Annotated in this window: 15 protein-coding genes; 3 read left to right on the top strand and 12 right to left on the bottom strand. The window is 53.6% G+C overall.

The genetic code is table 11. The annotated features are described in order from the left end of the window. The first annotated feature begins 95 nt into the window (after window positions 1–95). Together MIH18_RS21685 and MIH18_RS21680 are read left to right on the top strand one after the other, a co-directional pair. Window positions 96–812, top strand: coding sequence for a DNA-J related domain-containing protein (locus tag MIH18_RS21685; RefSeq protein WP_249013468.1), 717 nt, complete (start codon window positions 96–98; stop codon window positions 810–812). A 51-nt stretch (window positions 813–863) separates the two neighbouring features. Next, window positions 864–1,886, top strand: coding sequence for a polysaccharide deacetylase family protein (locus tag MIH18_RS21680; protein ID WP_249013467.1), 1,023 nt, complete (start codon window positions 864–866; stop codon window positions 1,884–1,886). A 34-nt stretch (window positions 1,887–1,920) separates the two neighbouring features. Here the strand turns inward: MIH18_RS21680 and MIH18_RS21675 are convergent, their stop codons facing one another. Next, a complete protein-coding gene (locus MIH18_RS21675) occupies window positions 1,921–3,384 on the bottom strand; it encodes a DASS family sodium-coupled anion symporter (RefSeq protein WP_249013466.1) in 1,464 nt (487 codons plus the stop codon). A gap of 169 nt (window positions 3,385–3,553) precedes the next feature. Here MIH18_RS21675 and MIH18_RS21670 point away from each other — a divergent pair, with 169 nt between their 5' ends. Continuing rightward, complete coding sequence (locus MIH18_RS21670; protein WP_249005249.1) at window positions 3,554–5,326, top strand: diguanylate cyclase; 1,773 nt, start codon at window positions 3,554–3,556, stop codon at window positions 5,324–5,326. Here MIH18_RS21670 and MIH18_RS21665 read toward each other — a convergent pair. The 11 genes from MIH18_RS21665 to MIH18_RS21615 form a co-directional block, all read right to left on the bottom strand. Next, window positions 5,280–5,807 carry a methylated-DNA--[protein]-cysteine S-methyltransferase gene (locus MIH18_RS21665; protein ID WP_249005250.1) on the bottom strand — a complete coding sequence of 176 codons (528 nt, stop codon included), beginning with the start codon at window positions 5,805–5,807 and terminating at the stop codon, window positions 5,280–5,282. The two genes, MIH18_RS21670 and MIH18_RS21665, sit on opposite strands and share 47 nt — an antisense overlap. Window positions 5,808–5,872: 65 nt before the next feature. Beyond that, window positions 5,873–7,543, bottom strand: coding sequence for an NADP-dependent glyceraldehyde-3-phosphate dehydrogenase (locus MIH18_RS21660; protein WP_249013465.1), 1,671 nt, complete (start codon window positions 7,541–7,543; stop codon window positions 5,873–5,875). Window positions 7,544–7,574: 31 nt separating this feature from the next. Further along, on the bottom strand, window positions 7,575–8,381 hold the full coding sequence (gene tpiA / locus MIH18_RS21655) for a triose-phosphate isomerase (protein ID WP_249005252.1): 807 nt from the start codon (window positions 8,379–8,381) through the stop codon (window positions 7,575–7,577). Window positions 8,382–8,406: 25 nt separating this feature from the next. Then, window positions 8,407–9,708 (bottom strand): phosphopyruvate hydratase, encoded by a 1,302-nt coding sequence (gene eno / locus MIH18_RS21650; RefSeq protein WP_249005253.1) that lies wholly within the window; start codon window positions 9,706–9,708, stop codon window positions 8,407–8,409. Window positions 9,709–9,869: 161 nt separating this feature from the next. Then, the gene (locus MIH18_RS21645; protein ID WP_249005254.1) at window positions 9,870–11,876 is read right to left on the bottom strand and encodes a methyl-accepting chemotaxis protein; all 2,007 of its coding nucleotides are present in this window, start codon (window positions 11,874–11,876) and stop codon (window positions 9,870–9,872) included. Window positions 11,877–12,078: 202 nt separating this feature from the next. Beyond that, window positions 12,079–13,827: an ABC transporter substrate-binding protein gene (locus MIH18_RS21640; RefSeq protein ID WP_249005255.1), complete on the bottom strand. Its 1,749-nt coding sequence runs from the start codon at window positions 13,825–13,827 to the stop codon at window positions 12,079–12,081. Between the two features lie 220 nt (window positions 13,828–14,047). Then, the gene (locus MIH18_RS21635; protein ID WP_018403689.1) at window positions 14,048–14,323 is read right to left on the bottom strand and encodes a DUF2160 domain-containing protein; all 276 of its coding nucleotides are present in this window, start codon (window positions 14,321–14,323) and stop codon (window positions 14,048–14,050) included. An 11-nt stretch (window positions 14,324–14,334) separates the two neighbouring features. Beyond that, window positions 14,335–15,141: a carbohydrate ABC transporter permease gene (locus tag MIH18_RS21630; RefSeq protein ID WP_249005256.1), complete on the bottom strand. Its 807-nt coding sequence runs from the start codon at window positions 15,139–15,141 to the stop codon at window positions 14,335–14,337. 10 nt (window positions 15,142–15,151) lie between these two features. Next, the gene (locus MIH18_RS21625) at window positions 15,152–16,018 is read right to left on the bottom strand and encodes a sugar ABC transporter permease (RefSeq protein ID WP_249005257.1); all 867 of its coding nucleotides are present in this window, start codon (window positions 16,016–16,018) and stop codon (window positions 15,152–15,154) included. Continuing rightward, window positions 16,018–17,118 (bottom strand): ABC transporter ATP-binding protein, encoded by a 1,101-nt coding sequence (locus tag MIH18_RS21620; protein WP_249013464.1) that lies wholly within the window; start codon window positions 17,116–17,118, stop codon window positions 16,018–16,020. Before MIH18_RS21620 ends, MIH18_RS21625 begins: the two co-directional genes overlap by 1 nt. Further along, on the bottom strand, window positions 17,118–18,212 hold the full coding sequence (locus tag MIH18_RS21615; protein WP_249005259.1) for an ABC transporter ATP-binding protein: 1,095 nt from the start codon (window positions 18,210–18,212) through the stop codon (window positions 17,118–17,120). Before MIH18_RS21615 ends, MIH18_RS21620 begins: the two co-directional genes overlap by 1 nt. Window positions 18,213–18,409: the final 197 nt, after the last annotated feature.

Here is an 18,409-nt window from a genome sequence, read left to right as displayed (position 1 = left end):
TTATACCCGTCGCATTCCGCTGTTAACACTGAACCAGCCCACATACGTTGCCATCAGACTGGCAGGGCGACCCGTGAGTGCTCTACCATAGGCTCATGACCAACACATCAACACTCAACCAGCCCGGCGCCATTACCCACTCTGGCGATTCCAGTCCCCATCAAGCTCTACAAAGCCACATAGCCCACCTGCAAGTTGCTCTGGAGCACGAGCTGCGCCAAGCACCTGGGGGGCTGAGTGAATACGCCCTGATCAAAAAGCTGCAGCAGCCACCTTGGCAACTCTTGGGTGATGTGCGCTTTGATCAACCCGAGCTGTTATACCAGGTTCACTTCTTGCTGTTTCACACCCTGTATACGCTGCGCGATCAATTGGCCGAAGACGGTGAAACCCTGGCGATATCAGCCTTGCTGACCCGGCTTGAAAAGCGCCCCGAAGTGTCGAGCCAACAGCTGTCTGGCCCGAGATTATCTGGCAAAAGCCTGCCGGCCCAGGCCGATTCCTTGCGGGCATTTTATCTGGACCTGAACCAATATCGGCTATCCACGGCGCAGATTCACGCCATGCTTGACAACTTCTACGCCGGCCATCGGGGTGCCAATGATCATCACGACACATCGGAAGTTGGCGCAGCAGCGAACTGTCTGGGCTATAGCGACAGGCGTTTGCCGGACCGTTTTCACGAGGTAAAACAGCGCTTTCGCCGCGCCGTTATGCAGGCGCACCCCGACAGAGGCGGCAGCACTCAGCAAATCCAGAAACTTAACGCAGCCTTTGCCGTCATCAGAAACCACTATCGCGGGCGCTACTAAGTGCGGCTGTAAGCAACGTGAAGGCAACCCTCTAAAATGAAGGAATTTTACATGAACCGACAGGGTTTTGTAGCCGCCACGCTGGCTATCGCACTGGTATTGCCTGCGGGCGCCAGCGCAGATCTGGCCATATTGCAATACCACCACATCAGCGATAGCACGCCGGACGCCACCAGTACGTCGCCGGCACTGTTTCAAGCCCAACTACAACTGATTGAACAACTCGGGCTGGCAGTTGAGCCACTGTACGAAGCAACACAAAAAGCCCTGGCGGGTAATGGCGGCGATGCCGTCGCTCTGAGTTTTGATGACGCCTACAGTTCCGTGTATTCCAATGCGGCACCCATATTGGCGCGACTTAACTATCCCTACACTCTGTTTGTGAACGCCGACACCATCGGCAACAGCGGTTTTATGACGTTACAGCAGCTGCAGGAACTGGCGTCTACGGGCCTGGCAACCATCGCCAACCACAGTGCCGGGCACGGGCACCTGGCCAAGACACCCAACGAGGAAGCAAAGCAGTGGCAAGAGCGCATTAATCAAAGCCTTGATAGCGCGCAAACGTTGCTTGAAAAAGAGTTTGGCAAAGCACCGCCAATGTTCGCCTACCCTTATGGCGAGTTTGATGCAGCTCTGGAACAGCAAATGAACCAGCGCGGCTGGCTGGCGTTCGGGCAGCAATCCGGCCCCGTCGGTGCAACCTCAAGCCGCACCCGCCTGCCACGATTCCCCATGGCTAACGCCTATGGGCAGCTACAAGGCCTGGAAAACAAGTTGTTGAGTAAGGCTTTACCGGTGTCGGGCGAGGATCTTCCGGACGGCATTGTCAGCACCAACCCACCGCACCTGCGGATGACCCTGCCCAGCGGATTCACGCCAGGCAAACTGACCTGCTTCGGCTCCGGCCAGGGCCGAATAAAGGTAACCGCCAACGCGCAGCAGGCGAATGTTCAGGCGCCCGCTGCATTTAACAGCCGCCGCTTTCGCTATAACTGCACCTACCCCGCAGGCGACGGGCGCTTTTACTGGTTTTCCCAACCCTGGCTGAACTTATCCCGACCAGAAGATTGAACACCTGAGGGCGGCCACAATTATTATCTAGACATCACAAGCCAAACACCCAGCTCATTAACCAATAGCTGGCTACGGTAACCACCACCACACCCATCAGGTTCAGGGCGAAACCGGCACGCAACATATCGCCGATCCGCATATGGCCGCTGGAGAATACAATGGCGTTTGGCGGTGTGGCCACCGGCATCATGAAGGCACAGCTGGCGGCAATGGCCGCGGGAACCGTCAACAACAACGGAGAAATATCCTGCGCCACTGCCAAAGCGCCCAGCAGAGGCAAAAAGGCGGCAGCGGTGGCCGTGTTGCTGGTGACTTCGGTCAGGAAAATAATCACCAGGGTGACCAGCGCGACCATCAACAATGCCGGCAACAGGGTTGCTGCACCCATAGCTTCGGCTATCCAACTCGCCAGGCCAGAGCTGCTAATGACGCCAGCCATGGCCAAGCCACCACCGAACAGCAGCAACACACCCCAAGGCAGTTTTTCCGCGCTCTCCCAGTCCAGCAGAAATTTACGCTCTCGGGTGTCCACCGGAATCAGGAACAGCGCCAACGCGGCGGCAATGGCAATACCGGTATCACTCAGCCAAGGCGCCAGGTTCGCCGACAGTAACGGGCGAAATATCCAGGCGCTGGCTGTTAGTAAAAACACCAGTCCGACCAGTTTTTCACCGCGCCCAAGTGGCCCAAGGGCCTCCAGCTCGCGGCGGATCATTTCGCCGCTGTCGTCAGCGCGACCAATACCAAAATCTATCCGGGTCAGCCACCACCACACCAGCAACAACATCACCACCGAAACCGGCAGTCCCAACAGCATCCACTGGGCAAAGCCGACTTCAATGCCCTGGGTTTCCAGCAGATAAGCCGCCAGCAGAGCGTTGGGAGGCGTACCAATCAAGGTCGCAATACCACCAATACTGGCGGAGTAGGCAATCGCTAAAAGCAGCGCTGTGCCGTAGCGGCGCAGGCCCTCTTCATTGTCGCTCTGGGTCATGGCGATGATAGACAGGCCGATGGGCAACATCATTACCGCCGTTGCCGTGTTGCTCACCCACATGCTCAGAAACGCAGTGGCCATCATGAAACCGGCAATCTGATTTTTTGGTTTAACACCCATGGCCCTCAGCGTTAACAGAGCAATGCGCCGGTGTAAATTCCAGCGCTGCATCGCCAGGCCCAGGGTAAAACCGCCCAGAAACAGGAAGATGATGGGGTTGGCGTACGGCGCTGTCGCCTGGCCAATACTGCCCAAGCCTAATGCCGGAACCAACAAAATCGGCAAAAGCGCCGTGGCAGGAATCGGAATCGCCTCGGTAGACCACCAGGTGGCCATCAACCACATCATGCCCCCAGCAGCCCATGCTTGGACCGACATTCCACCAGGCGGCGGTATAATAAGGCACGCCAAAAAGCCCGCCAAACCGACCACCAACCCGATCACCTGACTCCGCGGCAAACCTTCCGGCTGCGCCACTGACAATGGCTGATTACTCATATCATCTGTTCCATTTTGTTAAGACACCGATGTAAAACCAAACACTCCATACACAACACAAATAGCGACAGGTGCTATTGGTAGATCAACCCGTATTGAGGCATAATCGATCAAATTCTTCTGTAAATTCATGCCTTCAGCATGGCACCGCAAACAGGATTCTATTCGTATGGTACCGCAACTTCTTGTTTCCCGACTGATGCACAGCGGTGTCCTTCTGCATTGCGATCCTGATACCACTATAGCCACTGCCGCCGCGATGATGGCGGAGCGAAGTGTCAGTTCCATTCTGGTTATTCGCAATGACGACGTGTTGGGCATTTGGACAGAGCGCGATGCCCTGGCCATTGATTTTACATCATCTTCTATCTTTGCCCAGCCGGTCAGTTCGGTAATGAGCTCGCCGGTTATCTCCGTGCCCACCTACATGCCCATGCAGGAAGCCGCGGTTAAATTCCGCGAAACCGGCAAACGTCACTTTCTGGTGGTCGACGCCGACGGCAAGGCGGCCGGTATTCTCTCGCAAACCGACATGGCGATAAACCAGGGTATTGAACCCTATCTGCGTTTGCGTGACGTGCGCTCCGCCACCCCCACAATGCCACTGTCTATAGACGGTGATAAGACCCTGGCGGAAGCTGCGGCCAGCATGTACAAAAACCACGCTCATGCGGCGATTATTGATTGTGAAAAACTGGGATTGGGGATTCTTACCGAGCGCGACATAGTCCGTCTTATCAGCCGCAATACCGGTAATGAAGTGGTCGGCCCCCTGGCCAGCCGCCCATTGATAACCGTGCACGAGGAAGAGCCGCTTATTCACGCCCGTGATCGCCTTCTGAACCTGCGCATCCGTAACTTGGCGGTGGTCAATGACAATAACCAGGTGATCGGCCTGGTGGGCTACGGTCAGATGCTTGCCGGTGTGGACCAGCTGTATATGAAGGATTTGCGCGCCGCGCTGGAGCGGCGGGATTCGGCCCTGGCCCAGTCGCGGCGAACCCTACAACTGGCTGAGCGGGTGATTGCCTCTTCACTGGAAGGCATCATGATTACCGATGCCAAATCGCGCATAGAATTCACTAACCCCATGTTTACCCAACTGACCGGTTACAACGCGGACGAGGTAATCGGTAAAACGCCGGCGCTGTTTTCATCTGGTCGCCATGACAAAGCCTTTTACGACCAGATGTGGCAAGCCCTGGCGCGGGAAGGCGTATGGCGCGGCGAAATCTGGAACCGGCGTAAAACCGGCGAGTTGTATCTGGAATTGCTGACCATTACTGCGGTAACCGATGATAACGACATCATAACCCACTACGCTGCCCTGTTTACCGACATCACCCAGAACCGCCGCAACGAGGAGCGCATTCGCCAGCTGGCCTATTACGATGCACTCACCGGCATTCCCAACCGCCGGCTGATGGAAGACCGCCTGGAACACGCCATCCGCCAGACCCACCGCAACCGACTGGTGCTAGCCGTGCTGTTCATCGACCTGGATCATTTCAAACAGATTAACGACACTCTGGGGCATCACGTAGGCGATTCTTTGCTACTTCAGTTCACCGAAAGAGCACAGACCTGCCTTCGCGAGGGCGACACATTAGCTCGCCTTGGCGGCGATGAGTTTGTGGTGATACTGCCAGAATTGAACGGTCCCGAAGCAGCAAAAATGATTGCGCAGCGCTTGCTGGACAAGCACCGCGAGGACTATCACATTGATGGCCATACCCTGAGTGCCGGCGCCAGCGTAGGCATAAGCCTGTGTTCGAACGAGGTCGACACCGCCCGGCAGCTGCTGGAACGGGCCGATGCGGCCATGTATACGGCCAAACGCGCCGGCCGTAACGCCATTTGCTTATTTACAGACGCCGAAAGCCAAAAAAACGAAACTAGCGGTCAGACAGCGTCTGCTCATGGGCCAGCAGCGCTTTTTTGATAGCAACACCGCCATTATAGCCACCCAGGTCGCCATTGCTGCGCAATACCCGATGGCAGGGCACCAGCACGGCCACCGGGTTGGCTCCGCAGGCGCTGGCGGCGGCGCGCACAGCCTTTGGGCGCCCTGCCCGCCGCGCCAGCTCGGCGTAGCTGATGACTTCACCACTGGGGATGCTTTGTAACGCTTGCCAGACTTGCTGCTGAAACTCAGTGCCGCGCAAATCCAGAGCCAGGGGTTCCGCGCTGCGGCCGTCTGTCAGCTGGGCTTTCACTTTGCCCAGCCAGCTCGGGCAAGCACTCTCTGCCTGGCATAATTGAGCACGTGGGAAGCGACTGCGCAATCGTTCCATTAGCGGTGGCAATGTCTGCCCGGTCAGCAGAGCGCACACACCCTTGTCACTGCAGGCTACAAGCACCTGGCCCAGATAGCATTGCGCGGATTGCCAGGTGATGTGCTCTGTGACCTGAGATGATGACATAGCGACCTCTTCTTCTTACACCAGCATAGAAACGCAGTATGGCGCAAAATTCGGCCGCCACGTAATCAGAATATATAATCCGTGGTCAAAGTTCTGGAATGACGCTCTCGCACAATGCTGGTGACCAGGTCGCGGTTGGATTCACTGGATTTGGCGGCGATCGTGGTGCGAATTGAAAACACCCGCAGCGCATCCGATACCGACAGTGTTCCTTCCGCCGAATTTTTGCGACCGTTGAACGGCAGCGTATCGGGCCCACGCTGGCACTGGCTGTTCAAATTGATACGCCCCACCTGATTAGCCAGAACATCGATCAACCCACCAATGGCAGCAGGGTCACTGCCAAATATGTTCAGTTGCTGGCCAAATTCGGATTCCCGGACGTAACGAATCACCTCGGACTCATCACTGAACGCCACCACCGGAATGACCGGTCCAAATTGCTCTTCCTGGTAAGCGCGCATCTTGGTGGTCACCGGGTACAGAACTGCAGGGTGGAAATAAGTGCCGTTTGCATGGCCACCTCCGGTGTTCATAACGCGCGCGCCCAGAGCCTCGGCGTCGCTGACCAACGCTTTCAGATAGTCGATCTTGCCGGGTTCGGGCAGCGGCGTTAACGACACATTGGGCTGCCACGGCATGCCTGCAACCAGATTATCTACTGCCTTGGACACACGCGCCACAAACTCTTCTGCCAGCGACTCGTGTACCAGCAGCAGTTTTAAGGCGGTGCAACGCTGACCGTTAAACGACAGGGCCCCGGCCACACACTCACTCACGGCCAGATCCATGTCGGCGTCTGCCAATACAATGGCCGGGTTGTTGGCATCAAGGCCCAGTACAGCTTTCAGGCGATGCGGTTTGGGGTGCATCTGTTTCAGCGCCGACGCACCGCTGTGGGTGCCAATGAACGCGAACATATCAACCTTGCCGCTCTTCATCAGTGGGCCGATGGTATCGCGGCCGCGGCCAAAAATAATATTGATCACACCGGCGGGGAACGCTTTCTGGAAAGCCTCCAACAGTGGGCCAATCAGCAGCACGCCGTATTTTGCCGGCTTGAAAACCACGGTGTTACCCATGATCAGAGCCGGAATAAGCGTGGTGAAGGTTTCATTCAACGGGTAATTGTAAGGGCCCATGCACAGAGCCACCCCCACGGGTAACCTGCGAGTTTGGGCGACCACACCGCCGACGGTTTCAAAACGCGACGAGCGGCGGTCTAGTACTTTCAACTCGTGAATGGTGTCTTGAATGTAGTCTGCGGTTCGGTCAAATTCTTTGCAGGCGTCGGCGTAGGTTTTACCAATCTCCCACATCAGCAGCTCCACCACCGCTTCACGGTGGCTGCGCATTTCCACCAAAAACTGTTCAACGTGCTCAATCCGCTGGGCAACCGACAGGCTGGGCCAGATTCCACGGCCCTGTCCATATGCTTCAACGGCTGAGTCCAGAGCTTCAAGCGCGGCATGGCCATCCATCAGCGGCGTTCTGCCAATCACCAGTGGCTGGGGTTCTTCTGTGCCCGTGACACGCAAACAGATCGGGCTGCGCACCTCTGCAAAAGGGCCTGGCCAAGGTTTCAGCTGGCCATTAACCAGGGTTTCGGTGATGGACACTCCGCCCTTCTGGCGAAACTTCTCCGGAACACTCTCGATGTCTGGAAAAAAGTCGTTAGCGCTCCAATTTGCAGATTCAGTGCTTATTTCAGAACCGGATTTTGTTTTTTTTTGCATGACAGTCTCCAACAATCTTTATAATTTTTCGTTAGGGAGATTCACTCTCGCCTACCACCTCAGGACACGTGGCCCCGAGGGCCTCGGCGATGGCGGCGAAGTCATCAGCATGCAATGACGCGCCGCCAATCAACCCACCGTCGACATCTTTCAGGCTAAAAATCGCAACCGCGTTCGCCGGCTTGACGCTACCGCCGTACAGAATCCTCAATGCCTGGCTGATCACCTTGGCCTTGGGCGCGCCACAGCCAGCAATGAACTGACGAATACCAAAATGCGTCTCTACCACTTGCTCGGGCGTGGCAGTCTTGCCAGTGCCAATAGCCCAGACCGGCTCATAGGCCAATACGCCCTCAGCAAGGCCAGCCAGCCCGACTTCATTAATCACCGCCTGAATCTGCGCCTGAACAACCTCGGCAGTGCGACCTGACTCACGATCCTCGAGCGACTCGCCCACACACAGCACCGGTGTCATACCCAGGCCACGAACCGCCGCAAAGCGCGCGGCAATGTCGTTATCGGTTTCACCGTACAGGCTGCGCCTTTCTGAATGCCCCACCAGCACGTAGCAGCAACCCATCTCCTTGAGCATGGTGGCACTGGATTCACCGGTATGGGCGCCGGATACAAACCCGGACGCATTCTGAGCGCCCAGAGTAATGCCGGTATAACCCAGCAAATCGCGTACCTGAAACAAGTAAGGCAGAGGCGGACAAACCGCTATATCAACCACTTTGCGCATCGGTCTGAGCCGCGGTAATAATCGGGTAATCAGAGCCTGGTTAGACTGCAGACTGCCGTTCATTTTCCAGTTTCCAATCAAAATCGGCTTTCTCATGGGTATTCTCCCAACAAGGATGCAATCAGTTATCAAGCGCGCAGCGAATGGCACCAATACCGGGATAAAAAGCGTGCGCACCCAGTTCCTGTTCTATCCACAACAAACGGTTGTATTTGGCCACTCGGTCTGAGCGGCACAACGAACCGGTTTTGATCTGTCCGGCGCGGGTGGCAACGGCCAGATCGGCAATGAAGGTGTCTTCGGTTTCTCCACTGCGGTGTGAAATCACCGCGGTGTAGCCAGCGCCTTGTGCCATGGCAATGGCCTCAAGAGTTTCAGTCAGCGTGCCAATCTGGTTGAACTTGATCAGCACGGAATTGGCAATGCCTTTTTGGATACCTTCGGAAACCAGCTCGGTGTTGGTGACAAACAAATCATCACCCACCAACTGAACCCGCTCACCGACTTTTTCGGTCAGCAACTTCCAGCCTGCCCAGTCGTTTTCATCCATGCCATCTTCAATGGACGCAATGGGATAGACTGTGGCCAGAGACACCAAATAATCGGCAAACTCTTCCGAACTGTACTTTTTCCCGGCGCCCTTAAGGTTGTAGCAGCCATCAGAGTAAAACTCAGAGGCAGCACAATCCAACGCCAAAACAATATCGGAGCCCGGGCGGTAACCGGCTTTCTCAATCGCCGCAAGAATCAGGTCAAGAGCCTCTTCGCTGGACTGCAAATTGGGCGCAAACCCGCCTTCATCACCTACGGCGGTAGACAATCCTTTTTCTTTCAGCAGTGCTTTTAAGGCATGAAAGGTCTCAACCCCCATACGCAATGCGTCGCTGTAGCTGGGAGCTCCCACCGGCTGGATCATGAACTCCTGAATATCCACGTTGTTATCCGCATGGGCACCACCGTTGATGATGTTCATCATTGGCACCGGCAGCACGCTGGGCGACGCACAACCGTACAACTCGGCAAGATATCGAAAAAGCGGCAGTTTGCGGGCCTTGGCCGCAGCATCCGCTACACCCAGTGACACGGCAAGAATTGCGTTGGCACCAAATTCGGCCTTGTTCGGCGTACCATCCAATTCGCACATCAAGCGATCAATTTGCGACTGTTCAAACACCACGTGTCCCACAAGAGCCGGCGCGATGCGTGTATTAACAGCGTTGACCGCTTGCAACACGCCCTTGCCGTTGTAACGCGGGCTATCAAGGTCGCGTTTTTCCAACGCTTCGCGGGAGCCGGTAGACGCTCCAGACGGCACGCGTCCGCAACCGACCACGCCGTTATCCAGCAGAACATCCACTTCCACTGTGGGAAAACCGCGGGAATCCAAAATTTCACGGGCCGTAATGTGAGTTATCTTTTCCATAGTAGCCTTCCTTTCAGTTGTTTTTGTTTATGAATACATCATTTTTTTCGAACACAAATGTTGATGACAATGTTTGAAAACGAACATAATCAAGTAAAAGAAAGCCAGAGGGAAACCGAATTTTCGATAAAGAAACGAAAAATCAATCACCTCCGGACAAATTAATTAACGCGGAATCGCCCCGCCAGCGCTTCGATATTGCCCACAGAGGCCTCAAGGCGCTCGCAGGTTGCAACGAGTTCGTCAATTTCCTCCAGGCTGGCGTTAGCGGAACTGCTGATTTCGTTTACCTGGCGAGCAACCGACTTACTTACGCTTTCCTGTTCATCCATCCCCAGACGGGTTTGATCGGCTCCCTGGTAAATTCGCGCCATGGCACTGCGAATCTTTTCGGCGCCTTCGGAAACACTGGCCATCAGCGTTCTGACCGCCGCCAGTTGCGAAAAGTTGTTGTTCATTGAACGGACAGATTCCGACGCTTCTCCCTGAAGACGCTCTACCAACGTGCGGATGGTCTCGGTGCTTTCCGTGGTTTTCCGGGCCAGACCCCGAACCTCGTCGGCGACGACCGCAAAGCCGCGCCCGGCCTCTCCCGCCCGAGCAGATTCAATCGCGGCATTCAATGCCAGTAGATTCGTCTGATTGGCGATACCATCGATCACTTCGGTAATTCGGCCGATGTCCTGAGACGCTTTTTCAAGTTCATGGAGCTTGGCCGCTGTATGCCCGGATTGGGTTTCGAGCTCTGCCACACAAAGGCTTCCACGTTCTGCATCGGACAGGTTCTCGGCAACCTGCTGGTTTATCTCACCCACCAGATCGTGAGTTCCCCGTACTGAACCCGCTACCTCACGAGCAGACGCCTCCATCTGGGTCATCGCCGCCGCTATGGCACCGAGTTCTTCAGACTGTCCGCGCACCCGTTCATTGAAGTCCCGGGCAAACCGGGCATTGCCTGTTGCAATAACGGCAATGTCACCACCCGCCTGCTGCAAACTGCCCAGAACAGTCGCCATGGCATCCGACAACTGGTTCACGGAAGCTTTGAGGTCAATAAACTCACCCTTGGCGTTAAACTCCAGCCGGCGCGAATAATCACCCTTTGCCATGCTGGCCAAGTGCGAAAGTGTGGCCCTAAGCGGCAGACTGATCATTCTGGCAAGCCACACCGAGGTGCCCAAAGCGAACAAAACAACCAGCGATAACAACCAGTAAACCAGCTGTTCCGACCGCCTGGCAGACTCGTCAAGCGCCGCGACCGTTTGGGTTATCCGGTCTGAAACCGCCACTCTCATCCCGTCGAGATTATCCGCAAGATCACCCAAGTGGCTATCCACTTCTCGCCCGACTTTAGCCAACTTAAGGCGATTCTGACGGTAGCCCAGATACTGGTTAATGATGCCGGCGTCCTGATTTACCGCCGCCATAAAACTGCTTATCAATATTGGAAGTCCTTCCAGTCGTGGAACTTCCGACACTAACGCATTAATATCCGGTTCAATAATCTGGGTATTAACCCGCAGATTCTCGATGACGCTAGCCAATTTATCGGCATCGTCAGTACTCACCATTTGCATAATGAGCAGCTCAATGTACGCCAGGTTTTCCATAATCGTAGTAAACAAGTCCCGAATATAAATATCGTCACCGGCGGGTTCCGTACCCTCTCTCACTAATAGCCGTTTCATTTCTGCGTTATTAGCCAGAAATGCTGACAAACCTTCAGTAACTATTTCGGAAACTTCCAACACCGAACGATTGTATTCGCCCAGTTGATCAACGGATAATTTCAGCGCCATAACATTTTGTGCAACACGTTGGTTTCGAGTTTGCACCACAGGAAATTTCTCTATGTTGTCTAAAGAAGAAATGCCACTCGCCAAGGTGTTTAATGTCTTAACGGTTGTTTCAAGCGCAGACAGCCTGGCAGCCAGTATATCGGGGTCTTCTGCCGCCATTATAGAAAGCGCCTGTTTTCCGGCTTCAGCCCGGTAAGTGTCAATTTGCTGGATTTGTGCAGCGAGGGGAAAGTAGTCTGATGTCAGCTCATAGGTGGTACCCGAGAAAGACGACATAATGCGACTATTAAATACGCCCCAGCAGACAATGATTAAACAAAGAATCGCAAAGCCAGCGTAGAGCCGGTGAATAACCGAGATTTTATTCATGTTTTTGTACTCTCACCACTAGCCCAAAATGAACTGAGCAAAAGAGCAGGAAAGGCCGACAGGAAAACACGTAGGCCAGAAGAGTTCGTTTGAATTAATGTAATCGGGGGAAGATAAGAAATCAACCGGACTCACCATAGTAACGGTGAGTTGCCTGCTGCAATCGAGAGGTTCAACTGCAGCAGGCATCGGTCTTCAGAAATTAGCTCTTACGAGCGTCTTCCCAAGTTTTGAGCAGTTCATTGTAAGGTACGGTTACGCCTTGTACCTTTTCGTTGGCCAGCTTGGGCTTAGGTGCGCCCGGCTGATCAAGCCAGTACTGCGGGTCACGCGGCTCGTTCAGCTTAGGACCACAGGTTGCCAGTACGTTGGCACGTTCCAGGCGCTCCAATACGCGATCTTGAGCATCGGCCAGGCCATCCAAAGCTTCCTGCGGCGTTGCTTCACCACTGGCTGCTTGGGAAACGTACTGCCACCAAAGCTGGGCCAACTTCGGGTAATCAGGAACGTTGGTGCCAGTCGGCGTCCATTGAACCCGTGCCGGGCTGCGATAGAACTCAACCAAACCACCAAGCTTCGGCGCCATTTTCGACATTACGTCAGAGTTAAGGTCAGAATCGCGAATCGGCGTCAGGCCAGCGACGGTTTTTTCCAGGGACACAGTCTTGGAAACCGTGAACTGGGCGTACAACCACGCTGCCAGGCGGCGCTTCTCAGGAGTGGACTTCATGAACGTCCAGGAACCTACGTCCTGATAGCCCAACTTCATTCCCTCTTCCCAGTAAGGACCGCGGGGCGAAGGCGCCATACGCCATTTCGGAGAACCGTCTTCATTTACAACCGGCAGTCCATCTTCAATCATGCTGGCGGTGAAGGCCGTGTACCAGAAAATCTGCTGGGCGATTTCGCCCTGGGCAGGCACGGGGCCAGATTCAGAGAAGGTCATACCCGTTGCTTCGGGCGGCGCATACTTCTCCATCCATTCAACATACTTGGTGGTCGCGTAGACCGCTGCCGGGCTGTTAGTTGCACCGCCGCGGGACATGTTAGACCCGACCGGATGACAGTCTTCAACCCGAATACCCCACTCATCTACCGGCAGGCCGTTAGGCAGGCCTTTGTCGCCAGCACCGGCCATAGAGAACCAGGCATCAGTGAAGCGCCAGCCCAGAGAAGGGTCTTTCTTGCCGTAATCCATGTGGCCGTATACTTTCTTGCCATCGATCTCTTTAACGTGAACCGAAAAGAACTCCGCGATGTCTTCGTACGCAGACCAGTTCACCGGAACACCAAGATCATATCCGTAAATTTCTTTGAACTGCTTTTTCAAATCTTCACGTTCAAACCAGTCCGCACGGAACCAGTAAAGGTTTGCAAACTGTTGGGTCGGAAGCTGATAAAGCACGCCATCAGGCCCTGTGGTAAAGTCCAGGCCAATAAAGTCTTCAAGATCCAGAGTCGGCAGAGTAAGGTCTTTACCCGCGCCATTCATGATTGCGTCAATGGACTCCACTTTTCCGTAGCGGAAATGCGTACCGATGAGGTCTGAATCGTTTACATACGCGTCATAGATGTTACGGCCAGACTGCATCTGGGTCTGCAGCTTCTCGATAACGTCGCCTTCCTGGAGCAGGACATGAGTAAGCTTGATGCCGGTAATTTCCGAGAATGCTTTAGCCAGAACGTTGGATTCATACTCGTGAGTGGCAAGGGTTTCTGAGACCACGTTGATTTCCATTCCGCGGAACTCTTCCGCAGCCTGGGTAAACCAAGCCATTTCCTTCATCTGCTCTTCTTTGCTGAGAGTCGACTTCTTGAATGACTCACTTACCCACTTTTCAGCTGCGTCCGAATATTGATCGGCGTAAGCTTGCAGGCTCAAACTCATACTGGCAGCGGCAATAGCGACACTGAGTATAAGAGTTTTAGGATGTTTGTTATTTTTGAACATACCCAACCTCATTTACTTTTTATGGATGGAGCGGGACCAGTCCGCACTCCGATTTTACATCAACATCACTTACAGCACTCGAGTCATTAAACGTTATATTCGAGAACCGCCTAATGATCGCTTTCGATCATTAACTCAAATTTAGTTCGTTTTCGAATCCTTTACAACCTTTTTGGTCCACAATTTTCACTATTTCACATCGGGTCATGCTCTCGTCTCATTAGCCCCAACGTAACAACACCGCCGCCCAGGCCACAGACACCGCCAACGCAACCCATAAGCTGACATCGCTTATTGCCAGAAAAGTCAGGTGAATATAAGCAGTCGACAACAAGCTAATAAACAACCGGTCGCCGCGAGTGGTTTCGATAGGCAAAAATCCTTTGCGCTCACGACAGGGCGAAACAATTTCGTAAACGGTCATAAACGCAAGAATCGAAGCGATCACCGCAAAAAAGATTACGACCGTGGGGGTCCAGTTCATCCAGTCAATCATCAGTGTTCTCCTTATACGCGTCCGAGAGCGAAGCCTTTGGCCACATGGTTACGAACGAACCAAATCACCAACATGCCGGGAATAATCGTCAGAACACCCGCTGCCGACAGCACACCCCAGTCAATACCGCTGGCGCCTACGGTCCGCGTCATGATGGCGCCAATAGGCTGAGCGTCCACAGATGTCAGGGTGCGGGCAAGCAAGAGTTCTACCCACGAAAACATAAAGGTAAAGAATGCGGTCACGCCGATACCAGAACGAATCATCGGCAGGAACACTTTGATAAAGAATTTTGGAAAGCTGTAACCGTCAATAAAGGCCATCTCGTCGTATTCACGAGGTACACCTTTCATAAAGCCTTCCAGAATCCACACCGCCAGGGGTACGGTGAACAAACAGTGCGCAAGTGCAACGGCAATGTGTGTATCAAACAGACCAATTGACGAATACAGCTGGAAGAATGGCAACAGAAATACCGCCGGCGGCGCCATCCGGTTGCTCAGCAACCAGAAAAACAGATGCTTGTCGCCCAGGAACTTGTAGCGGCTGAATGCGTAAGCCGCCGGCAGAGCCACCAGCAACGTAATGACCACGTTCATGGCCACATACGTCATCGAGTTGAGGTAACCGTTGTACCAACTAGGATCACTAAAAATGACCGCATAATTGTCAAGGGTGAAGATTTTTGGAAAAAGCGTAAGGCCACCCAGAATTTCCTGGTTTGTTTTGAACGACATGTTCAACAACCAGTAAACCGGAGTTAGTACAAACGCGATAAAAAGGGTGATCCCTACGTTTTTGGAACGACTTTGTTTCATCTCACTCTCCTTATTGTTCTTTGTCAGCTTGAGTGATGGCGGTAAAGAACAGCCACGAAATCAGCAGCACAATCAGGAAGTAGATCAGCGAGAAAGCAGCTGCACGCCCTAGGTCGAACTGTCCGATGGCCATGGTGGTCAATGTTTGGCTCAAGAAAGTGGTCGAGCTGCCAGGCCCGCCGCCGGTCAACACAAACGGCTCGGTGTAAATCATAAAGCTGTCCATAAAGCGCAACAGCACCCCAATGATCAACACGCTTTTCAACCGTGGCAGCTGGATGTAACGAAACACTGCCCATTTAGAGGCGCGGTCAATTTCAGCTGCTTGATAAAAGGCTTCCGGGATGGCGCGTAGGCCCGAATAGCAAAGCAACGCCACCAGCGACGTCCAATGCCACACATCCATCAACAGAACCGTTAACCAGGCATCAACGGTGTTGCCGGTGTAGTTGTAGTCAAAGCCAAGCTCGTTAAGACCCCAACCAAACAGGCCGATGTCGCCACGGGCGAAAATCTGCCAGATGGTGCCGACCACGTTCCAGGGAATCAGCAGCGGAATAGCGATCAGAATCAAACACACAGAACCTTTAATGCCAGACTTCGGCATCATCAGCGCAACACCGATACCCAAAGGGATCTGAATCAGCAGCACAGCGCCGGAAAACATGAACTGGCGAATCAGGGAATCCTGCAAAAGCTCGTCACCCAGAACCTCTTTGAACCACTCGGTACCGACGAAAAATGCCTGTCCAGGGCCAAAAATATCCTGCACTGAATAGTTTACAACGGTCATCAACGGAATCAACGCTGAAAAAGCGACTAACAAAAATACCGGCAGCACCAGCCACCAGGCGCGATTGTTATGGATTTTTTTCATTATTGTTGCTCCTGTACCAGGAATTCATCGACATACAGCTTCAGCCACTGTTGCGGGAACGAAAGGTACGTGCGGTTGCCAATGACACCCTCAAACTCTTCGTTCATCCGCACTTTCATCTCCTGCTGATCCAGCCGCACGGTGATAATTTTGTAAGTACCGAGGTCTTCCATATCCAGGATCTCCGCCTCGTAAGTATCGTCTGAAGCAGTCGGAGACAACTCGATAAATTCCGGGCGGATCCCAATTTTGATGTTTTTAGATTTGAGGCGTTTCAACATCTCGACCTGCCACGGCGCCAGGTCCACCTGAGTAGACCTGAAACGAACCCCTGCGGCGCTGCGCTCTACTTCAATCAAATTCATGCCCGGGCTGCCAATAAAGTAACCAACAAAGGTATGGTTGGGCTGCTCAAACAACTCGGTGGGCGTACCGAACTGAACAATCTGGCCGCCGTACATCACGGCAATCTTGTCGGCAAATGTAGACGCTTCCAGCTGATCGTGGGTCACGTACACCATAGTGATATCAAACTGCTCGTGAATCTGCTTCAGTTTACGCCGCAGCTTCCACTTCAACTGGGGATCAATCACCGTCAGCGGTTCATCAAACAGAATGGCCGACACGTCTTCCCGCACCAGGCCGCGCCCCATGGACACTTTCTGCTTTTCGTCGGCGGTCAGATTTTTAGCTTTCTTGTAAAGCTTGTCTTCAATTTCCAGCACTTCGGCAATTTCTTGCACTCGCGCCTTGATGCGTGACTTCGGTATTTTGTTGTTCTTTAACGGAAATGCCAGATTGTCAAACACGGTCATGGAGTCGTAAACAACCGGAAACTGGAACACTTGGGCGATGTTCCGATCCCGCGGCGACAGCTCATTGACCCGCTTACCGTCAAACAGCACTTCACCTTCAGAGGGCTGAACCAGGCCGGAAATGATGTTCAGCATGGTGCTTTTGCCACAACCAGATGGCCCTAGCAGAGCGTAGGCGCCGCCTTCATGCCAAACGTGGTCGAGCTGGCGAATCGCATAGTCTTCCGGCCCGCCAGGCGTTTCGCTGTAGCTGTGAGCCAGTGATTTCAATTGAATTTCAGCCATTAGACAGCCCCTCGTGATATCCGGGATGGTGTGTGCACCAACTTTTCGGCGCTATCGAAAACGAACAGCTTGTTGATTGGCAGGTAAATCTTAACAGGGGCACCGGTGTGGTATTGGTGAACACCCATCAGCTGCATCACCATTTCAAAATGGCTGTTTTCGATGTGTATAAAAGTTTCCGAACCGCTGATTTCGCTCAGCGCTACTTCCATTGACATTTCAAGATCGTCGTCGTTGGCCGGCACCAGAGCAATGTGGCTAGGGCGAACCCCGAACCAGTAATCTCCTGGCGTCAGTTTAGACAACTCCTGAGTCAGGGCATGATGGGAGTATTCATCAAACGTCACTTCGGTGTCTGTCACGCGTCCGCGGATCATATTCATCGGCGGTTCACTGAACAGCTGCGCGGCCAGGGTATTTACCGGTGACCGGTACACATCCATAACCGGACCGTTCTGAATCACACTGCCTTCATGCAATAGCGTAGTTGTGCCGCCCAACGCCAAGGCTTCGTTGGCTTCCGTGGTGGCGTATACCGCAATACACTGGCGCTCACGGAAAAGGTCTCGCAGTTCGGCCCGCAGCTCCTCCCGTAATTTATAATCAAGGTTCACCAAGGGTTCATCGAACAGCACCAAAGTGGCATCTTTAACCAACGCCCGCGCCATCGCCGTACGCTGTTGCTGGCCGCCGGAAAGTTCAAGGGGATAACGCTTTAGAAGGGGGCTAATCTGCAGCATGGCCGCGGTTTCTTTCACCCGGCGGTCAATCTCAGACTCAGCCATTTTCGCCAAGCGCAAAGGCGACGCAATGTTTTCATACACCGTTATGCCTGGGTAATTGATGAACTGCTGGTAGATCATCGAGACGTTCCGGGCTTGCACGCTCTGTCCGGTTACATCCTGGCCGTTGAAGATCAACCGACCTTCGTTAGGTTTATCAAGTCCGGCCATCAAGCGCATCATCGAGGTCTTACCCGAGAGCGTTCGACCTAGCAGCACATTAAAAGAGCCAGCCTGAAAAGTGAGATTGGCATCCCGGATATAGTCGACACCGTCGACCCTATGGGAGAGGTTCTCCAGAGTTAAGGACATATCTATTCCTTCTTGTTCTTGTGGAAACACATCTGGGCAAATGATCGCGCCCGATCTTTTGATTGCGAATTAGACAACGCAAACGCTATACCAGTTTTTCGTAATTCTACGTAAAAATACTTATAGTTTTGATTTATATAGAATTTTTTTACCGCTGCTCTTTCTAAATCGAAATTAACTATGTTCGTTTAACACTA

Origin of the sequence: Marinobacter sp. M3C (assembly GCF_023311895.1) — a bacterium.
In the GTDB taxonomy this organism is placed as follows: domain Bacteria; phylum Pseudomonadota; class Gammaproteobacteria; order Pseudomonadales; family Oleiphilaceae; genus Marinobacter.
The sequence above is the reverse complement of the archived record's forward strand: the minus strand, read 5'-3'. Positions and strand labels throughout refer to the sequence as shown.